This window comes from Burkholderia sp. MSh2 (assembly GCF_000731655.1).
Taxonomy (GTDB): domain Bacteria; phylum Pseudomonadota; class Gammaproteobacteria; order Burkholderiales; family Burkholderiaceae; genus Burkholderia; species Burkholderia paludis.
The window spans coordinates 83,647-100,915 of record NZ_JPGM01000037.1 but is presented as its reverse complement, the minus strand read 5'-3'; the positions used below and the strand labels follow the sequence as shown (position 1 = coordinate 100,915).

Below are 17,269 nucleotides of genomic sequence, written 5' to 3'. Positions count from 1 at the left end.
CGAACTACCGGCAGCAGGTGCTCGTCGCATTCCGCGAGGTGGAGGACAACCTCGCCGACCTGCGCCTGCTCGACGACCAGATCCGTGCACAGGACGCGGCCGTCAACGCGTCGCGCCGTGCGGCGACCTTGTCGCGCACGCAGTACCAGGAAGGCGAGGTCGCGTATCTCGACGTGATCGACAGCGAGCGCTCGGTGCTGCAGTCGCAGTTGCAGGCGAACCAGTTGACCGGCGTGCAGGCCGTGTCGACCGTCAACCTGATTCGCGCGCTCGGCGGCGGATGGAGCGACGCGTAGCGTCGCCCGCCGCATCCCCCTGTCGCGCGGTTACGCCGAGCGAGTCTCCCGGCCCGGGGGGGGGGGCGTGAACATGCATTTCACGATTGGCAGGACTCCGTTCGACACAACGTCAAATGGGGAAACCGCACTTTGCTTGCCGGCATCTTCATTGGAAGTGCTGGATCGGCGCGCGGACAAACAATACGAGGAAACTATGGACAAGGGACCGTTTCACCAGCGTTCGAACGATTCATTGTTTATCGTCGGCGACCGTTGGGGCAGCGTCGGGATCGACGAAGGCATGCTCAGCGTTTCGGAATTCGTTTCCGGATTGCGCGCGGGGCGTTATCACGCGCCCCTGCCGACGCTGCGGCCCGGATTCGGGGTGGACGATCGCGAGCTGGAGGTCCTGCGACGCGAACTCGAGCAGCACGGCCTGGATCCGGTCGCGTTGAGCGGGATGCGCGAGCCGGATTGCGTCGAGATCGCGCATACGCACAAAAGGAACCCGCGCAATGTCCTGCTCGCGAAGCTGGTATGTCTCGACGGCGCGCACTACCGCGCGGCACTGCGGCTGGACAGCAATAACGAGCTGCTGCTCGATCACGTCACCGGCTGCCATATCTCGGCCATGGTCATGACGGAAGCAGCCCGGCAGATGTTTCTCGCGGTGACCGAGCAGTACTTCCTCGGCGGGGAGGCCGACGGGCATCACCGATTCGTGATTAACGACTGGCAGGCATCGTTCGAGAATTTCCTGTTTCCGCTGGACGCCGTCATCGATTACCGGATCGAGGAGGTCGATCACGACAAGGCCGATCGATTGCGGTTTCGTGTCGAAGTCCTCGTGAAGCAGGCCGGCACGGTCGCCGCCCGGGTTCGCATTTCGTTCACCGTTTTCGATTCGGCTTACCTGACCCGGTACGAAATGAAGCAGGCCGCCCGCACGATCAGACGGCTGAAGGCCGGCCTCGCCCATCCCGATTCAACCGAATGAGTTCATCGGGCGCCGTGCCCGGGGAGAAACATCGTGCAATGGTTCCTGCGCAAGTATCCGCTGCTTGTCTTCCTGTCGTGCTGCCTGATCCTGTTGATCGCCGCCGGCGACGAGGTGGCCCGCCATGCGTCACCGCTGCATCGGATCGGCATCGCGTTGGTCGCGATGTATCTGATCTGGCTTGCGTGCGAGGCTCGGACCGCGATGACCAGTTCGGTCGAAAGCAATCTGTCGAGCGATCGTGGGACGGTGCTGGTCTACGGGGCGGCGAGGGTGCTCACCGTCGCGAGCGCGTGCTTCGTGTCGAGCCGCTGGGTCGAATATCGGCCGTGGATGCCGGTGTTGCCGGCGCTCTTTTGCTTCGGCATTGCATTGCGGATCGTCGCGATTCACACGCTCGGGAAATTCTATTCCCACAAGGTGCGCACGCTCGCGGATCACCGGATCGTGCAAACCGGGCCGTACCGGTGGGTAAGGCATCCGGCCTACGCGGGGATGCTGATCGCGCATGCGTCGTTCGTGGCGTTCTTCCTGAACGGCTATAGCGTCGCGGCCTTCGCGATCATGCTCGTGCCGTCCATCGTCGTGCGCATCCGGTGCGAGGAGCGGATCCTGTCCGACGTGGCCGGCTACGCGGACTACTCGCACGGCCGATATCGCCTGATGCCGTTCGTATGGTGACGCCATGACGGCGTCGACGATCCTGGTGACGGGAGCCAGCGGCTTCATCGGCGAGGCAGTGTGTCGCCGGATGAGCGAGCTCGGGCACGGGGCGCGCCTGCGCTTGCTGGTGCATCGCCGGGCGCCCGGCCATGCCGGAGCGGGCGGCATGGATTGCGTGCACGGCGACCTGACCCGGCCGGCCGGTTTGCGCGGGCTGTGCGACGGCATCGAGACGGTGATCCACGCGGCTTCCGACGTCGGCGCCGATGCCGACGCGTGCGATGCGGTCAACCGGTCGGGTACGCGGGCGTTGGTCGAGGAAGCGCGGCGGGCCGGCGTGCGGCGAATGATCTACGTCGGCACGGCTGCCGTCTACGGGGCCGGCGTTCATCGCGGCATCCGCGAGAACGAGGTGGCGCCGGCTCCGGTATCGGCGGCCAGCCGCTCCCGGTTGGCCGCCGAGCAGTGCGTGCTGGCGGCGGGCGGGGTCGTGCTCCGGCCGATGTTCATCATGGGTGCCGGCGACCAGTGGTTCTTGCCGACGCTGCTGCGGCTGATCGGCGGGTTGAACGCGTGGATCGAAGAAGGGCGGGCCGTCCTGTCGTGCACCACGGTGGAGACCGTCGCTTCCGTAGTGGCGGCGATAGCGCTCGAACCGGGCAGGGTCGCGCGGGGCGCCGTTTACCACTGCACGCATCCCGAACCCGTTCGTGTGCGCGATCTGGTCGAGGCAGCGGCGGCGCACGTCGATTTCACGTTGCCGCGAACGTCGGTCGGTCTCGCCGAAGCGCTCCGACGCTTGCCATCCGGAGTAAGCGAGCGGCAGGCGCGCCTGTTCGCGGAGGACCACTGGTACGACGGCGCGCGGTTATGGCAGGCGCTCGGTACGTCGCCCGGCATGAATGTGCTCGCGCACTGCGACGCTTACTGGCAGGGATACCGGCGCTGGCTGGCCGACGGGTAGGCGGCGCGCCCGGCATCGGGGCGCGGAATCCGCCGAATGAAAGCATATCGGACACATGATTCGCATAACGAAGTTATCGGCGTGGACGGCGTTCCAGCCAAGGCCCTTCAACTGTCTGGAGAGAAACCGCAATGACTATTCTGTTGTCCGAGACGCAATGTCTCGATCCCCGGGAGGTCGGATTCAAGTTTTCGCGGCAGGCGGAGCTGCGGGCGGCGGGATTTCCCGTGCCGCGATTCCGTTGCGTTCCGGTATCGGTGTTCGATTCGACGGTCGGCGCCGTGTTGAACGAGGTGCCGAGACCCTCTTTGGCCGACGGCGATCTGGCGGCGCTGAAGGGATGGTCGCTCGATATCAGGGCCCGGATTGATGAAACAATGGTCTGCCCGGCCGATCTGGCCGGCGAGCTGGTCTTCGCGTTCGGGCGAATCGCCGCGGACGACCAGCTGGTTGCGGTACGGGCCTGTGCGGTCGCGGATGACGGCGGGCGGGGGGAAGACTCGGCCGACGATCCGTTCGCCGGACTATCCGACAGCTTTCTGTACGTGCCGCTCGGCGCACTCGTGACGTCGGTCTTGAAATGCTGGGCGTCGGCGTTCAACGTCGAGACGATGCTGTACCGTCACCGGCGAGGGCTGGATCCGGCCGGGGCGCGCGTCGCGGTGGGTATCCAGACGATGATTTCCGGATCGCGCTCGTTCGTGGCCTTTACCCGGGACCCGCGTGACGCATCGGATCGTTGCGTCATCGCCGCGGCATACGGCATCGGCGAAGGCGTGGTTCAGGAGAAGGCGGACATCGATCACTTCTTCGTCGAACGCGATTCCGGGCGGGTGACCTCGCGGCTCGTGTCGAAGCAGCGTCTGGTCGGGCACGATCGTCGATCCGGCGCGATTGCCACGCTCGACGTGCCGCCGGCGCTGGCCGGGCAGCCGGTGCTCGACGACGAGGCCGCCCGTTCGGTGGCCGAGCTGGCAGTTCGTGTCGAGCGGCATTTCGGCGTGCCCCAGGATATCGAGGGCACGATAACCGACGATGGCGCGATGCATCTGCTGCAGGCCCGGCCGATCGCGCTGGCCCGGCAGGAGGGGGGCGGCCACCCGCGGCCTGGCCCGTTGCGGCCGGTCGACATGATATGGAGCAACAGCAACATCACGGAGAGTTTCCCCGGCGTCACGTCGGCCCTGACCTTTTCGCTGGCTGCGCACTACTACGATGTGTTCCTGACCGACGGCTACCGGCGTTGGGGCGTCCCGCGCCGGGTGCTCCGGCGCAACGCGGATCACCTGAGCAACATGATCGGGCAATTCGACGGCCGGATTTATTGCTGCATGAGCGTCTGGTACCACCTTCACGGCCATGTGCCGATCTTCTGGATGATGCGCGAGACGTGGGAGCGGTCCTTTTTCGGCGTCGAGCCCGACTCCGTCGCGACTGCGCCGGCCAGGCGGCGCACGTCGTTCCTGTCGCGCGTGGCCGGGGCATGTCGCGACTACCTCGGCATCGCATCGCGTCTCGTGTCGCACCCGTTGCGGATGGCCCGCTTCCTGAAGCAATGGCGCGCATTCGTGAACGACCACCGCGACCTGGACGGACTCGACGCGTCGGCGTTGATCGCGGTCTATCGGGAGATGTGGGCGATCGTCGCGGCTCAATGGGGCGTGACGCTGGTGAACGGCTTTTTCCTGGTGTCGCTGACCGGCTGGGTGCGTGCGCTGATCGGTCGATGGACGCCGGCGGCCAGCCCCGGGTTGCTGAACGGGCTGCTGTGCGGCGGCACGGAGAATCGCTCGGTCGCGGCGCTGAGATCGACCATTTCATTGTCCGAGCAAGCGCGCGCGCATCCCGGGATGTTGTGCGCGCTGCTCGGCGCCGCATCGGACGTATCGATCTGGCGCGATCTCGAGGCGGGCCGTTACGGCAACGCGTTGGCCGACGCGGCGGCCCGGCATTTGAGCGCGTTCGGCGACCGCAACCTCAGCGACCTGAAGCTCGAGGCGCCGACGCCCCGGCAGCAGCCCTGGCGGCTGATCGGGCAACTGCGTCCGTTCGTCGAGCAGCAACTGACCGTCGAAAGCAGCCGCCAGACCGAGGCGCGCGCGCGCAGCGAGGCCGAATCGGAGTTGCAAGACCAGTGTCGATGGTGGGGCAGGCGTATCGTGTTGCGCAGCCTGGTGAAGGCGATGCGATGGTTCATGCGCATGCGTGAGGACACGCGTTTCTGTCGCAGCGAGCTGTTCGGCATGTCGCGGGAAGTCTTCATCCGGCTCGGGGCGGCGCTGGCCGACGCCGGCTTGCTGGATCGCCCCGACGACGTGTTCGATTTGTCCGTCGACGAAGTGCTCGATGCGTTCAGCGTCGGCGGCACGATTCCCGGCAGTGCGTTGCGTGTGCTTGCGCGGGAGCGGGGTGCGCTTCGGCACGCGCACGCGCAATTGCCGGACCCGCCGAAGACGATCAAGGTATCGAGCGCCGGCCTGCGCACGTCGACGATGCGGTCATGCCGCGAACACGCGCACGGCAACGCAGCGGCTTCGGCATCCGCCGATGTCCGCCTGCAGGGCATCCCTTCGAGCCGCGGTGTCGTGCGCGGCAGGGCGCGCGTCGTGCTCGACCCGGCGAGCGTCGAGCCGAGCTCGGTGCACGATCAGATCCTCATCGCGAAGGAGACGGATCCGGGCTGGCTCTTTCTGATGCTGGCGGCCAAAGGGTTGATCGCGGAGCGAGGAACGTTGCTGTCGCACACGGCCATTACGGGGCGCGTGCTCGGCATCCCGACCGTGGTGTCCGTGGCCGACGCCACCCGATGCATTGCCGACGGCGCATGGATCGAACTCGACGGCGCGGCCGGCACGGTGCGTCTGTTGCAGCAAGAGGAGGCGATATCGTGATCGCGCGTCTGAAATTGTTCGTCGTCGAGTCGTTTCCGTTGAGGTTCTTCATTCCGTATTCGCTCGTCTATGCATTCGGAATGACGGGACTGTTCGCCGCGACCGACGGCAGAATCACGCACTGGACGCCTGGCTTCGGGCTGTTGACCAGCGCCGCGACACTGATGATCGATCAGCTGATCATCCGCGCGCTGGACGACATCCGCGACCTCGATTACGACCGCCGCTACAATCCGGCGCGCCCGCTGGCCCGGGGCGCGGTGCGTCGTTCGGACCTGGTCGCCCTCATCGTCGCGGGCGTGGCCTTCGTGCTGGCGATCAACGCGGGCCGCGGCGCGGCGGACCTGATCCTGGTGGTCCAGCTGATCTACCTGGTCGTGCTCGCGGCGATCGAGAAGCGCTTCGATTGGCCCCGCGACGGACAACTGCTGACGAACCTCGCGGTCAGTTACCCGATCCAGCTGGCGTTGAGCGTCTACCTGTATGCGGACTGGTTGTCCTTGCATGCGCTCGCGCCAGCGTGGCAAGGCGTGCTCGTGATCCTGGCTGCTGCGGTCGGCTTGCTGCACCTGGAACTGGCACGCAAGGTCACGCGCACGCCCAGGGACGGGGAGCGCACCTACGTGCGTATTTTCGGCGTGCGGAACACGGTCCGGATCGCGGCGGCCTGTGCCGCGATCACGAGCCTGATTGTCGTCGCGCTGCTGCAGCCATGGGCGAATCCGCCACGCAGCGCCTGGGGCTGGGCGGCGCTGCTGCCGCTGATGCCGGTCGTCATCGGTCGGCTGAAATTCAACGATCCGGCCTTGCCGCGGTGGCCGTTGCGTTATGCGGCGTGGTACATCCTGGTGATGTATGCGTCGTTCCTGTTCGTGGGCCTCGCGACGCTGGGCAGGCAGGTCGCGTGATCGATCGCTCCCGGCGCGCGGCGCGACTTCGAGCGTGCCGATTCGCGACATTTCTGTCGTGGATGAAAATCCCGCCGGGCCGTTTATGGCCTTTTATCGTTCGGATACCATCAACGGCAATCGTGAGCCTGCGTGGAAGGTGAAGGCTCGCTGTCTTCAACGCGTGATTTGCCGGGCCGGCCGATTGCGCCGATTGCGCCGATCCGGCGTGTCACGCGATTCATTCAATCCGCGACGGTGCAAATCCGTCCGGTTGCCCGCATCCTCGATCCCGTCGGTCGCGCGAGCCGTTCGAGCGGACGGTTTTCGACTGTCGCATCGGGAGAAATGATTCGTCTCGGAATATCGAAAAGCGTAACCGTAAAAAGGAAGCTTAAATGACGTCCCCCCGCAACTATCAAACGCCCGGCCTGAATCGTCGAAACATCGGCGGTTTCCAAGTCACGATGATCAGCGACGGTTATCTCGATGCGACGGCCGATTTGCTGAACGGAATCGATCGCGCATCGGCCGACGAGATCTTGCGCAAGCGGGGCGTGGCCGACGTATCGCGGATGAACATCAACGTGTATGTCGTGCAGGACGCGACGCGCACGATCCTGATCGATGGCGGCGGCGGCGGGTATAACGGCTGGGGCGGGAGGCTGCCGGTCGCGCTGGCGGCCGCCGGCATCGATCCGCTCGACATCGACACGATCCTGCTGACCCATGCCCATCCCGATCACGTCGGCGGTCTTGCCGGCCCGCTCGCGACGCCGCTGTTCCGCAATGTCGAGCGGCTGCTGATTCATCGCGCCGAATTCGACTTCTGGAACGATGATGCCAATCGATCCGGGGCGCCGGCGGAAATCCGGCCGTTCTTCGATATCGCGCAAAACGTGTTCCGTGCGTACGCGCCGCAACTGGAGGCGTTTGGTGCCGAGGACGTGCTGGGCGGAATTCAGGCCGTGCCGTTGCCGGGGCATACGCCGGGCCACACCGGGTATCTGATATCGGACAACGGACAGGCGCTCCTGGTGTGGGGGGACCTCGTGCATTTTCCCCACGTGCAGGTCGAGCGTCCGGAAGTGACCATCGCGTTCGATCATGCGCCCGACGAAGCGGCCGTGGCGCGACGCCGGTTGCTCGATCGCGTGAGCTCGGACGACCTGCTCGTCAGCGGCATGCACTTCAACCTGCCCGCGTGCGCCCGCATCGAGCGGCGCGGCGCCAGCTATGCACTGACGTACGAGACCTGGTCGCCGGCACTGGTCTGAGCGGGCGCGCCCGCCCGGGCGTCAGGCTCGGGCGGGCCGCTCGAATTCGACCTGCCTTCATCGCGCGGCGTCGATCCGGCGGCGAACCGGTATCCCCGCGCGTGGTCCGCTGCCGAGGACATTGCCCAATGACAAAGCGTTCGATTATCTTAAAATAGACAATGAGAACGCACATTGAATACGCTCAAAATGGGGAGTCGTATTGGACAAGCTAAACGGCGTGACGGTATTCGTCCAGGCAGCGGAGACTCGTAGCTTTGTTGCAACCGGCCGATCTCTTGGAATTTCGGCCTCGGCGGTCGGAAAAAGTATTTCGCGTCTGGAGGAAAGGCTTGGCGTGCGGCTTTTCTATCGCAATACCCGAAGCATTCACCTGACTCCGGAAGGCGCGCTGTTCCTCGGGCACTGTCGGCGCATATTGGGAGAAATCGAATACGCCGAACGGGAATTGTCCAAGGCCAGGACGGCGCCGCGCGGCAAGTTGCGCGTCAGTCTTCCGCTCGTCGAGAGCTTGCTGCTGTCGACGCTGTCGTCGTTCATGGCGCGCTATCCTGAAATCGAGCTGGAACTGGATTTCAGCGACCGGCTGGTCGATATCATCGACGAAGGTTTCGATGCGGTCATCCGGACCGGGGAGTTGCGCGATTCGATGCTGATGTCGCGCAAGCTGTGCCTGTTCCGGATGCTGCTGGTGGCGTCGCCGCGCTATCTCGACGAGCACGGCGTTCCCCAGCATCCGAACGATCTGATTCGCCACGCGTGCCTGCACTACAAGTTCCCGACGTCCGGCAAGCTCGAACAATGGCCGATCGAACGCAGCTCGAGCGCATTCGATTTCCGGCTGCCCGTGACGATGGCCTGCAACAACGTGACGACGCTCGTCTATCTGGCGCGGCAGGGCCACGGCATCGCCTGTCTGCCGGATTTCGCCGTGCGCGACGCGTTGGCCGACGGCTCGCTCAGGACCATGCTGGACGACCATGCGGGGGATCCGAACATCTTCTGGATCCTGTGGCCGTCGAGCCGGCACGAGTCGCCGAAGCTGCGCGCGTTCATCGATCATTTGACGGAGCACCTGTTGGCGCCGGCAAGCGACCTGCGGGCATTGCCGGGCATTCTGAAGACCGTCGGCGAGGACACGCGCGAGCAGGAACGGCTGGCGCCATCGAGGTAGGCGGGCCCGCGCGGCGAGCGGCGAAGCGAATCGCGGGGCGACGGCGGGATACATGAAGGCGTGACGTCATCGCGCGGCGGACAGGGCGCTTTCCCGCGGCGTGTCGCCGTAGTAGAGGACCTTGATGCCGATGAAGGCCAGCGCGACGGCGGAGAACATGAGGCCGCTCCAGATGGTTCCCTGAATCCCGACTCTCGAAAGAAACCATCCGCCGGCGGTCGAGCCGAAGACCACGCCGAGGTTGATGAACGAGATGTACACACCGGTCGCGAACTCCGGCGCTTCCGGGGCTTCCGACGTCAGCCAGATCTGCGTGACGATCAGCCCGCTCGTATGGATGGCGCCCCAGAGCAGCGCGATCACGATCATCGGCGGCAGCGACGGCGTACAGAAGAAGTGCAGCACCAGGTAGGCGGCGCTCAGCGCGACCGGATGCAGCACCGTCGTTCGCACCTTGTCCTTCGCGAGCAGTTTGCCGGCGAGCAGATTGCCGATGACGCCGCCGATCCCGAATATCACCAGTACGACGCCGATGAGTTCGCCGCTCATGCGCGCTTCGAGGCGCAGGTATTCGGCGGAGTAGCTGTACACCGAGAACATCGCGCCGAAGATCGCGGTCGATGCGGCGATGTTGAGCCACAGCGGGACCTTGCGCAGGATCGCGAGCTGCTTGCCGTACGAGATGCGCTCGCTCCTGGCGGCATCGGGAAGCTTCGCCAGGATGCCGAGTGCGGCGACGAAGTTGACCGCCGCGCTGAACAGGAACGATGCCTCGTAGGACACGCGTGCCGCGATCCAGGTCGTGATCGGGATGCCGAGCACCATGCCCATGCTGGTGCCCACGAACGCCCTCGCGGAAGCGTGGGTGGCCATGTTCTTCGGATAAAGCGACGCGGCCGCGACGAAGGCCAGCGAGAAATAGACAGGGTGGAACAGCGCGGGAATGATCCGCGAGATCATCAGCGTCGTGTAGTTGGGCGCATACGCCGACAGCACGCTGCTGGCCGAGAAGATCAGCAGCGACAGCATCAGGACTTTCTTGCGGTTGAAGCGCGACATCAGCAGGACCATGAACGGGCCGCCGGCAGCGACGACGAGCGCGAAAAGACCTACCAGCAAACCGGCTTGCGACGCGCTGATGCCATAGCGTTGCGTAATGACCGGGAGAATGCCGACCACGCCGAATTCGATGGAATAGACGCCGAACAGGCCGAGCGCAATGAAAAATATCGGATGCAGTTTTTTCACACAATCTCCTTCATTCGTTGCCCGTGGGCTTCGAAAACATCAACGACTCGATTCGATGCGTGGATGGTAAGTCGATGCGGAGAAAAGAAAAATAGTATTCAGTTCCGTGGTTTGGCGACTCGCATGTCCGCAATCGCGCGCGAAGCCGCCTGCAGCGGGGCGGTGGCGGGTTCGGCGACGACCGGCAGGCGCGCCGCGGCATGCCCCCCGGCGTCGAATGCATGCACCGGATTGCAGTTCTGAAATGACGAGTTACATGTTATCGGCCGGAAGAAAATATATATATTCGAATTTCAATATAGTGATAGGGATTGTGGATATTTATTCTGTTAACAATGGACTTGAGTGGGCGCAATTTTGATGTTTTCTGTGTATTATGATCGCTGCAGCGCAGCATTGTTAACGGAGCGGGTTCCGGATGTTTCTTTCGCTTTCCTAATGTAATTATGGTGTATCCGTTGCAAGCATGACAGGAATGCGTCGACCGAGGAGATCGGTGATTGCCCGGAATGTTGTCCTGATGTGCGCCGTTTCATGAGAGTGCCTGACTATCCGAACGAATATCAAAGGCGTCGAGCGCCTTGGGGGCATTGATAATGAAGGTTGAGATACTCGATGATCTTCTGTCGAAGATATACGATACGGCCCACGATGCATCGCTCTGGCACATCGCGCTCGCGGCGTTGTGCCGGATGATGGAAGTCGAATCCGGAGCCCTGCTCTACGTCCCGCTTCAGGGAAGCGCCGGTCAGCCGATCGAAATCACGTATGGCACACCCGACGACGCGTTCAGGCGGTTGACGAATACGCTGAGCCGCGGCCGGGGCTGCGGGCCGCTCGAGTACATCGGCCCGCAAGGCGAGGTCGTCAGGTTCGACGTGCAGTCGGGTGGCGACGGGCAGGGCTTGCCGTGGCTCGTCGGCCCGACGAGCGGGCGCGACGTCGGGCAACTGCTGCTTGCGGTGTTTTCCTGGAACGATGCGTTCGTCGGTGCGATCGGTTTCAAGACGCGCGTGCGCGGCGAACCGTTCTCGCACGGCGAGACGCAGCTGCTTTCGCTGCTGTTGCCGCATATCCGTCGTGCGCACGAATTGAAGGCGCGGTTCGAGGACATCGTCGGGGTGAACGAAACCGCGCTGCTCGCGCTTGGCCGGCTGTCCTACGGTGCGGCGCTGCTGGCGTCGAGCGGCGAGGTGATCCGCACGAACAACGAAGCAGACCGGATCTGTACGGCGTCCGACGGCATCTCGATCTCGCAGCGCCGCTTGCGTTGCGTCGACGTGGAGAGCGATCGCAGCCTCGCCGAGACGTTGCGCCGAACCGTGTTCCGGTCCGGCGGCGACAGCGCGAAAGCGGTGCTGATCTCCCGTCCATCCGGCAAGCGTCCGTATATCGCGTGGAGTGTGCCGGTCGAGCACGCGCGGCCCGACGCGTCCCGCAGCCCGGCATACACGATGATCATCATCAACGACCTGGAGCGGCCGAAGAACAACCTGCACGCATTGCACGAGCTTTACGAGCTGACGCCGTGCGAGGCCGACATCGCGATTGCGCTGGGCACGGGGGCGGAAGTGTCGCACGTCGCGCAGAGCCGGCGCGTGTCGGTCAATACGGTCCGGTCCCAGCGGGCCCAGATCTATGCGAAGCTCGGGATCAGCAGCCAGAGCGAATTGATCCGGACGCTGGCCGCACTGCCGCAGCAGGAAATGCAGCGGTGGCAGGCAACATAGTGTGGCCGTGAAGGCAGGCGGCCCGCTTGCGGCGGGCCGCCCGGAACGTACGGCGGGAAACGCGGCCCGGTTATGCGTCGACCGCGGCGCCGGCCGTTTCCGGCGTAATCAGATCGGTTACCTGATAAAGGTGAAATTCCCAGGTTCCGGTTTCCTTCAGCCCGTTGTAGCGCGACAGGAATTCCGGGTCCGTGAAGAGCTGGTCGAATGCGGCCTTGCTCGTCCACTTCGCCTGATTGATGACGGTCTTGCCGTCGACGCTCTTGTACAGGCGGCTCCACAGGAACGCCGGATAGGTGCGCGCAACGTAGTTCACGGTATCGCGTAGTACGTCGAGCGCGGCATCCTGCTTGCCGTCGAAGACGTGCACGACGTTGACGAGCACGATTTCCTCCGCGGTGGCGGAATCGGGCGTCGTCGCAAACGTGTCATTGGCCATGGCAAACCTCGAATCGAGTTGAGATGAGTGGTTGAAGAAAGGGGGGCGGCCCTCGTCGTGTCGACGGCCGCCGGTTCCATCACGCCGGCGTTGCGAGCCCGGCTTCATGGAGGCTGTCGGCCGGCGCGCGGAGCGCCGGCAGCGCGCAGGCGCCGGCGGGCATGCCGTCCTGCCACAACAGCGGCGCAATGGCGTCCGCCGCGGTTGCCGCGCGCACACGGCCGATCACGACTTCATGGCTGCCGTACGCGAGCTGGCCGTCGACGTCGCAGAACAGGTTCGCCTGCGCGCCCGTCAGGAACGGCAGCGCATGGCGTTCGTCCCACGCGCCGTGTGCGAAGCGCTCGCGGCTCGGCACCTTGCCGGAGAACACCGGAATCAGGTGACTCTGGTCGGCGCGCAGCAGGTTCACCGAGAAGCGCCGTCGGCGCAGCAACGGTTCCCAGATGCTCGCCGCGCGGTTGATGCAGACGAGGATCGCGGGCGGGTCCGACGAAACGGAACTGACGGCGGTCGCCACCATTCCGAATCGCTCGGAGCCTTCGTCCGTCGCGATGATGCAGATCGTTGAAGTCAGACGCCGCATCGCTTTCTTGAAGTTCGCGACGACGGCGTCGTCGGACCGGGAATGATCGAGCATGGCTTGACCCTTGATGAGAGTGTCGTAGTGGATGCTGTGCCGCGGCCGCGGGCGACCGGCCGCCGTCACGCGATCCGCACGCGCGCGTGCGGATACGTGCCGCGCAGGCCGGCGTCCTCCATCAGCGGCAGCACGCCGTCGACGAAGTCCTGAATGCCGGCGTGGTAGTCGAGCCATGTCAGGCAGATGCCGTCGATCCCCCAGTCCGAATACTGCTGGAACTGCGAGACGATCATTTCCGGCGTGCCGACGAGCGGCACGCCGGCGAATCCCGCCTTGATGTGATATCGGAAGCGCTCGGCGTCTTCGGTCGACTTGAACATGCCGCTTTCGATGCCGATTTCCTTCGTGACGTTCGTGCAGGCCACTTCGTCGCCCATCTGGTTCACGTAGTAGTCGAGATCGCGCTCGGCCTGCGCGAGCGTGTCGCGCTGGATCACGTACGCATAGCACCAGATCTGGATGTCGCGGCCGAACTCCTTGCGGGCGAGATCCCGGTAGGACTGGATCTGCGCGCGCGCGACGTCTTCGCCGTCCTGGTACTTGACGATCAGGTAGGCGGCGTCGCAATGCTGCGCGCAGAACCGCTTGCCGCGCGGCGATCCGCCGGCATTCATCAGGAACGGGCGGTTGAGCGGCTTCGGCTCGGAGAAGCCGCGCTCGATGTTGAAGTATTTTCCCTTCAGGTCGAATTCGCCTTGATGGGTCCACGCGCGGCGGGCGACTTCGAGCCATTCGTCCGCATGGTCGTAGCGTTCGTCGTGCTCCCGCATCGTGCCGTCGAACATCTTCATTTCCACGCCGTGCCAGCCGCAGATGATGTTGAGACCGAAACGGCCGCCGCTGATGTGGTCGATCGTGGCGGCCTGCTTGGCCGCGAACAGCGGATGCACGGTCGATACGTGCGACGTGGTGAGGATGCCGATCTGGTCGGTCACCGATGCGAGCCCCGCGGCCCACGTATAGGTTTCATACGACACGCCCATCGGGTTGCTGTCGCCGCCGAAACCGCGCCAGCGGCCGACCGGCAGCAGCGCTTCGAAGCCGGCGCGGTCGGCGGCCTTCGCGATCTTCATGTTGCCGAGCCAGTCGTCCGCCTTCAGGCGTTCGGGCGCGCGGGTGAACGTGCAGCCGCCTTCGATGTTCAATGCGAATACGCCCAGCTTCATTTGGTTGGTGCTCGACAGCATCGGGTTGGGCTTGCGGGATGCGTAAGTCAGATTGGCCATGAAGTTCTCCTTGGATAGGGCAACACATGCGGGAAGAAAGCGCTGGTACGGTGGAGCGGGCGAGGCGCACGCGCGGCGGAGTGCGGACATTGCGCCTAGGTCAGCAGCGCGAGCGGCTGCACGCGCGTGATGTCGTCGATTCGCTCGCGCGACAACCCGAATTCGCCGAACCACCCGGACGACGCATGCAGCCAGTCCGGGATGTCGGGCTGGCTCGTCTGGCCGAGATCCGAGCTGTAGACGACGCGCGGCACGTCGGCCAGCACCGCACGAAAATCCTCGGCGTCCTGGTAGCCGAGCAGGTACGTGAGCGCGGTCTGCTCGACGTACACCATCGGCGCGCTCGCGATGTCGCGCAACTCGGCCGCGCGCAGGCCGGTGAGCGGATTCGCGGGCTGGTTGAGCATCAGGCGCGGCACGTCGTGGCGGATTGCCGCGTCGACGAGGCGATACACCTCGTCGCGGCTCGCATGGCCGGTCGAGATCACGAGCGGATAGTCGCGCGCCATGCGCAGGATGTCGACGACGCAGTCCTTCAGGCGGCCGTCGGCGTCGGATACGGTGCAGGGCGCGATCGCGCGCCGGTCCAGAATCGGGTGGCTGCGTTCCCGCGCGAGCCGGCTCGCGTGCTTGCGGCCCGTCACGGTAGGGAAGTGGACGATCAGGCGGACCGGGCCCTCGCCATGCTGGCACAGCGCACGCTCGACCGCACGCCGGTCGATGCCGCCGGCAATCTCGTTCAGCACGATCGACGCCGATACGGGAAGGCCCGCCTGGCGCGCTTCCCAGGCCTGCGCGGCCGTGCACCCGAGATGGTTCTTCAGGACGACCCAGCCGCCGGCTTCGCGATAGCATGCGCCTGCATCGAGCACGGAGCGGCGCCGCACGAACGCGTCGGGCCCCGCGTGGTAATGCACGTCGATGAACGTGGCCTGAGAGATGTCGGTCATGGTCGTTTCCGGTCAGGTCGGTTGCGACACGGCGATGCCGAGGTGCGCACGCACCGCCGCGCAGACGCGGGCGAGATCGTCCGTCAGCGGCCGCATGCCGCCGTCCGGGATGCCGAGGGCGGCCTGCGACGGCGTGCGGCGCAGATGGATGTTGCAGCGGCGGACGAGTTGCGAGCGCTCGCCGTAGACATTCAGCAGCCGGCCCGCGTAGCGATCCACGGCGGCCCGGACGTCGATGCCGAGAAGCAGTGCGAAACCGCGGGCAAGGCGCGCCGCTTCCGTCGCGCGGGTGCCGGGGGCGGCCGGCGCGGCGCCCGCGTGCGCCACGGTCGCACCCTCCGGGGCGACGAGGCTGTCGAGTCTCGCCAGCGCGCCGGCGACGTCGCCGCGGCGGCCGAGCGCCGCGAGCGCGCCGAGCCGCGTGTCGAGCGTTTCGTCGGCGAGGTTCGGCGCGGAGATCAGCAGCACCTTCGGCACGCCGGCGGCCCACGGCGCGCCGAGCATCGCCTGCACGACGGCGCCGCCCAGCGCGCCACCCGCGAGCAGGTCGAGTCGTCCGGACGCGGCCAGGCAAGCGGACCAGCGCGCGGCGAATGCGTCGATGCCCTCCGGTTCGTCGGACAGCATCGACAACGTGTCGTAAATCGTCACGCGATAGCCGGCGTCGGCCAACGGCCGCACGAGCGGCTCGAAAAAGCGTCCTTCGTCCCAGGCCGGGAGCACCGGGGACAGGACGGCCGCCCGCAGCGGGCCGTCGCCGTAATGCGCATGGACAGGTTCGATCGGTTTCATCTGGAGGCCGAGGGTCGGGGCCGGCCCGGTCGTGCGAGGGGGCCGGCAGGCATGGACGAGGGCTCAGGCGGTCTCGGGCTGGAACGCTTCGCCGAGTTGCGTGAGGTGGCGGGCCGTGTCGTGCGCGATGCCGTGCACGATGTCGGCCGCCGGGCGAACGTCGCGAACGAGATCCGACACCTCACCCGCCCAGATCGCGCGCGTGCGGACGTCGTCGTCGCGAATCGCCTGCGCGTAGGCTTCGCGCACGGCAGCGGGGGCGGCCGGCAGTTCGCGCTCGCGCCCGACCCATTGCGCGGAAAAGTCGTTTGCGAGCGCCCGGCCCGAATACTCGGCCGGCCATTCGATCCCGCGCACGAGATCGAACGCGCGCGTGCGCACGGTGTCCTTCTCGGTGGAGTCGATGAGGCGCTGCCGCATTTTCGCGGTCGCGAGCGACTCGTCGGTCGCGACGAAGCGCGTGCCGAGCATGACCGCGTTCGCGCCGAGGGCGAGGGCGGCGGCCGCGCCGCGCCCGTCCGCGATGCCGCCCGCGGCGATCAGCGGATACGCATCGCCGACGGCGTCGCGAACCGCGGGAAGCAGCGGAAAGAGTGCGCGGCGCAGGCTGTGCCCGCCCGCTTCGGCACCCTGCACGATGAGTGCGTCCGCGCCCGCGTCGACGGCGAGCAAGGCCTGGTCGACGTCGTGCACCTGGACAATGGCGAGCGCACCCCGATCCTTGATCGTACCGACGAACAGGCCCGGATTGCCGAACGACAGCGCGACGACGTTCGGGCGATAGGACAGTGCAAGATCGAGCAGCTGCATGTTCTTCTCGACCGTGAACATCACGAGTCCGACGCCCCAGGGCGCACCGAGGTCCGACATCAGCCCGAGTTCGGCGCGCATCCAGTCCGGATCGCCGTAGCTCGCGCCGACGAGGCCGAGACCGCCGGCGCGGGAGACGGCCCCGGCGAGGCGGCCGCCCGACACGCCGCCCATCGGGGCGAGAACGACCGGATGCCGGATGCCGAACAGTTGGGTGACGGGCGAAGTGATGGTGGTCATGAATTGATCCTCGAATGGGCGAATACAGGGAGTGCGAAGTTCATTCGTAGCCGAATCGGG

The 17,269-nt window shown here is 65.6% G+C and carries 16 protein-coding genes; 9 read left to right on the top strand and 7 right to left on the bottom strand.

The window, feature by feature from the left end; translation table 11 throughout:
* The 8 genes from GQ57_RS23680 to GQ57_RS38285 all read left to right on the top strand — a co-directional run.
* The coding region (locus GQ57_RS23680; protein ID WP_034199173.1) for a TolC family protein at window positions 1–296 on the top strand (296 nt) is incomplete at its 5' end.
* Window positions 297–453: 157 nt separating this feature from the next.
* Window positions 454–1,275 carry an AfsA-related hotdog domain-containing protein gene (locus GQ57_RS23675; RefSeq protein ID WP_235215115.1) on the top strand — a complete coding sequence of 274 codons (822 nt, stop codon included), beginning with the start codon at window positions 454–456 and terminating at the stop codon, window positions 1,273–1,275.
* A gap of 33 nt (window positions 1,276–1,308) precedes the next feature.
* Complete coding sequence (locus GQ57_RS23670) at window positions 1,309–1,956, top strand: methyltransferase family protein (RefSeq protein WP_034199172.1); 648 nt, start codon at window positions 1,309–1,311, stop codon at window positions 1,954–1,956.
* Between the two features lie 4 nt (window positions 1,957–1,960).
* On the top strand, window positions 1,961–2,902 hold the full coding sequence (locus GQ57_RS23665; protein ID WP_052001451.1) for an NAD-dependent epimerase/dehydratase family protein: 942 nt from the start codon (window positions 1,961–1,963) through the stop codon (window positions 2,900–2,902).
* Window positions 2,903–3,033: 131 nt separating this feature from the next.
* The gene (locus GQ57_RS23660) at window positions 3,034–5,793 is read left to right on the top strand and encodes a PEP/pyruvate-binding domain-containing protein (protein ID WP_034199171.1); all 2,760 of its coding nucleotides are present in this window, start codon (window positions 3,034–3,036) and stop codon (window positions 5,791–5,793) included.
* Between the two features lie 80 nt (window positions 5,794–5,873).
* Window positions 5,874–6,701: a hypothetical protein gene (locus GQ57_RS23655; RefSeq protein WP_152603330.1), complete on the top strand. Its 828-nt coding sequence runs from the start codon at window positions 5,874–5,876 to the stop codon at window positions 6,699–6,701.
* A 377-nt stretch (window positions 6,702–7,078) separates the two neighbouring features.
* Entirely contained in the window at window positions 7,079–7,957 is an 879-nt protein-coding gene (locus GQ57_RS23650) for an MBL fold metallo-hydrolase (RefSeq protein WP_034199169.1), read from the top strand.
* A gap of 202 nt (window positions 7,958–8,159) precedes the next feature.
* Window positions 8,160–9,131, top strand: a complete 972-nt coding sequence (locus GQ57_RS38285) for a LysR family transcriptional regulator (protein WP_081896749.1) — start codon at window positions 8,160–8,162, stop codon at window positions 9,129–9,131.
* Window positions 9,132–9,197: 66 nt separating this feature from the next.
* Here the strand turns inward: GQ57_RS38285 and GQ57_RS23640 are convergent, their stop codons facing one another.
* A complete protein-coding gene (locus GQ57_RS23640; RefSeq protein WP_034199168.1) occupies window positions 9,198–10,379 on the bottom strand; it encodes an MFS transporter in 1,182 nt (393 codons plus the stop codon).
* Between the two features lie 596 nt (window positions 10,380–10,975).
* On the opposite strand from GQ57_RS23640, the gene GQ57_RS23635 reads away from it, so the two are divergent.
* Entirely contained in the window at window positions 10,976–12,109 is a 1,134-nt protein-coding gene (locus GQ57_RS23635; protein WP_031400598.1) for a helix-turn-helix transcriptional regulator, read from the top strand.
* 70 nt (window positions 12,110–12,179) lie between these two features.
* Here GQ57_RS23635 and GQ57_RS23630 read toward each other — a convergent pair whose 3' ends face one another.
* From GQ57_RS23630 to GQ57_RS23605, 6 genes are all read right to left on the bottom strand, one after another.
* Entirely contained in the window at window positions 12,180–12,548 is a 369-nt protein-coding gene (locus GQ57_RS23630) for an antibiotic biosynthesis monooxygenase family protein (protein WP_031400599.1), read from the bottom strand.
* A 79-nt stretch (window positions 12,549–12,627) separates the two neighbouring features.
* Window positions 12,628–13,188 (bottom strand): flavin reductase family protein, encoded by a 561-nt coding sequence (locus GQ57_RS23625; protein ID WP_034199167.1) that lies wholly within the window; start codon window positions 13,186–13,188, stop codon window positions 12,628–12,630.
* A gap of 65 nt (window positions 13,189–13,253) precedes the next feature.
* Window positions 13,254–14,417 carry an LLM class flavin-dependent oxidoreductase gene (locus GQ57_RS23620; RefSeq protein WP_034199166.1) on the bottom strand — a complete coding sequence of 388 codons (1,164 nt, stop codon included), beginning with the start codon at window positions 14,415–14,417 and terminating at the stop codon, window positions 13,254–13,256.
* Between the two features lie 95 nt (window positions 14,418–14,512).
* Entirely contained in the window at window positions 14,513–15,367 is an 855-nt protein-coding gene (locus GQ57_RS23615) for a DUF6282 family protein (protein ID WP_031400602.1), read from the bottom strand.
* 12 nt (window positions 15,368–15,379) lie between these two features.
* The gene (locus tag GQ57_RS23610; RefSeq protein WP_034199165.1) at window positions 15,380–16,159 is read right to left on the bottom strand and encodes a hypothetical protein; all 780 of its coding nucleotides are present in this window, start codon (window positions 16,157–16,159) and stop codon (window positions 15,380–15,382) included.
* Between the two features lie 63 nt (window positions 16,160–16,222).
* Window positions 16,223–17,209 (bottom strand): NAD(P)H-dependent flavin oxidoreductase, encoded by a 987-nt coding sequence (locus GQ57_RS23605; protein ID WP_034199164.1) that lies wholly within the window; start codon window positions 17,207–17,209, stop codon window positions 16,223–16,225.
* Between the last annotated feature and the right edge of the window lie 60 nt (window positions 17,210–17,269).

Coding starts and splice junctions, on each gene's coding strand:
- GQ57_RS23605 (WP_034199164.1), bottom strand. CDS start 17,209: ATGACCACCATCACTTCGCCCGTCACCCAACTGTTCGGCATCCGGCAT.
- GQ57_RS23620 (WP_034199166.1), bottom strand. CDS start 14,417: ATGGCCAATCTGACTTACGCATCCCGCAAGCCCAACCCGATGCTGTCG.
- GQ57_RS23665 (WP_052001451.1), top strand. CDS start 1,961: ATGACGGCGTCGACGATCCTGGTGACGGGAGCCAGCGGCTTCATCGGC.
- GQ57_RS23615 (WP_031400602.1), bottom strand. CDS start 15,367: ATGACCGACATCTCTCAGGCCACGTTCATCGACGTGCATTACCACGCG.
- GQ57_RS23660 (WP_034199171.1), top strand. CDS start 3,034: ATGACTATTCTGTTGTCCGAGACGCAATGTCTCGATCCCCGGGAGGTC.
- GQ57_RS23655 (WP_152603330.1), top strand. CDS start 5,874: ATGACGGGACTGTTCGCCGCGACCGACGGCAGAATCACGCACTGGACG.
- GQ57_RS23650 (WP_034199169.1), top strand. CDS start 7,079: ATGACGTCCCCCCGCAACTATCAAACGCCCGGCCTGAATCGTCGAAAC.
- GQ57_RS23630 (WP_031400599.1), bottom strand. CDS start 12,548: ATGGCCAATGACACGTTTGCGACGACGCCCGATTCCGCCACCGCGGAG.
- GQ57_RS23610 (WP_034199165.1), bottom strand. CDS start 16,159: ATGAAACCGATCGAACCTGTCCATGCGCATTACGGCGACGGCCCGCTG.
- GQ57_RS23635 (WP_031400598.1), top strand. CDS start 10,976: ATGAAGGTTGAGATACTCGATGATCTTCTGTCGAAGATATACGATACG.
- GQ57_RS23625 (WP_034199167.1), bottom strand. CDS start 13,188: ATGCTCGATCATTCCCGGTCCGACGACGCCGTCGTCGCGAACTTCAAG.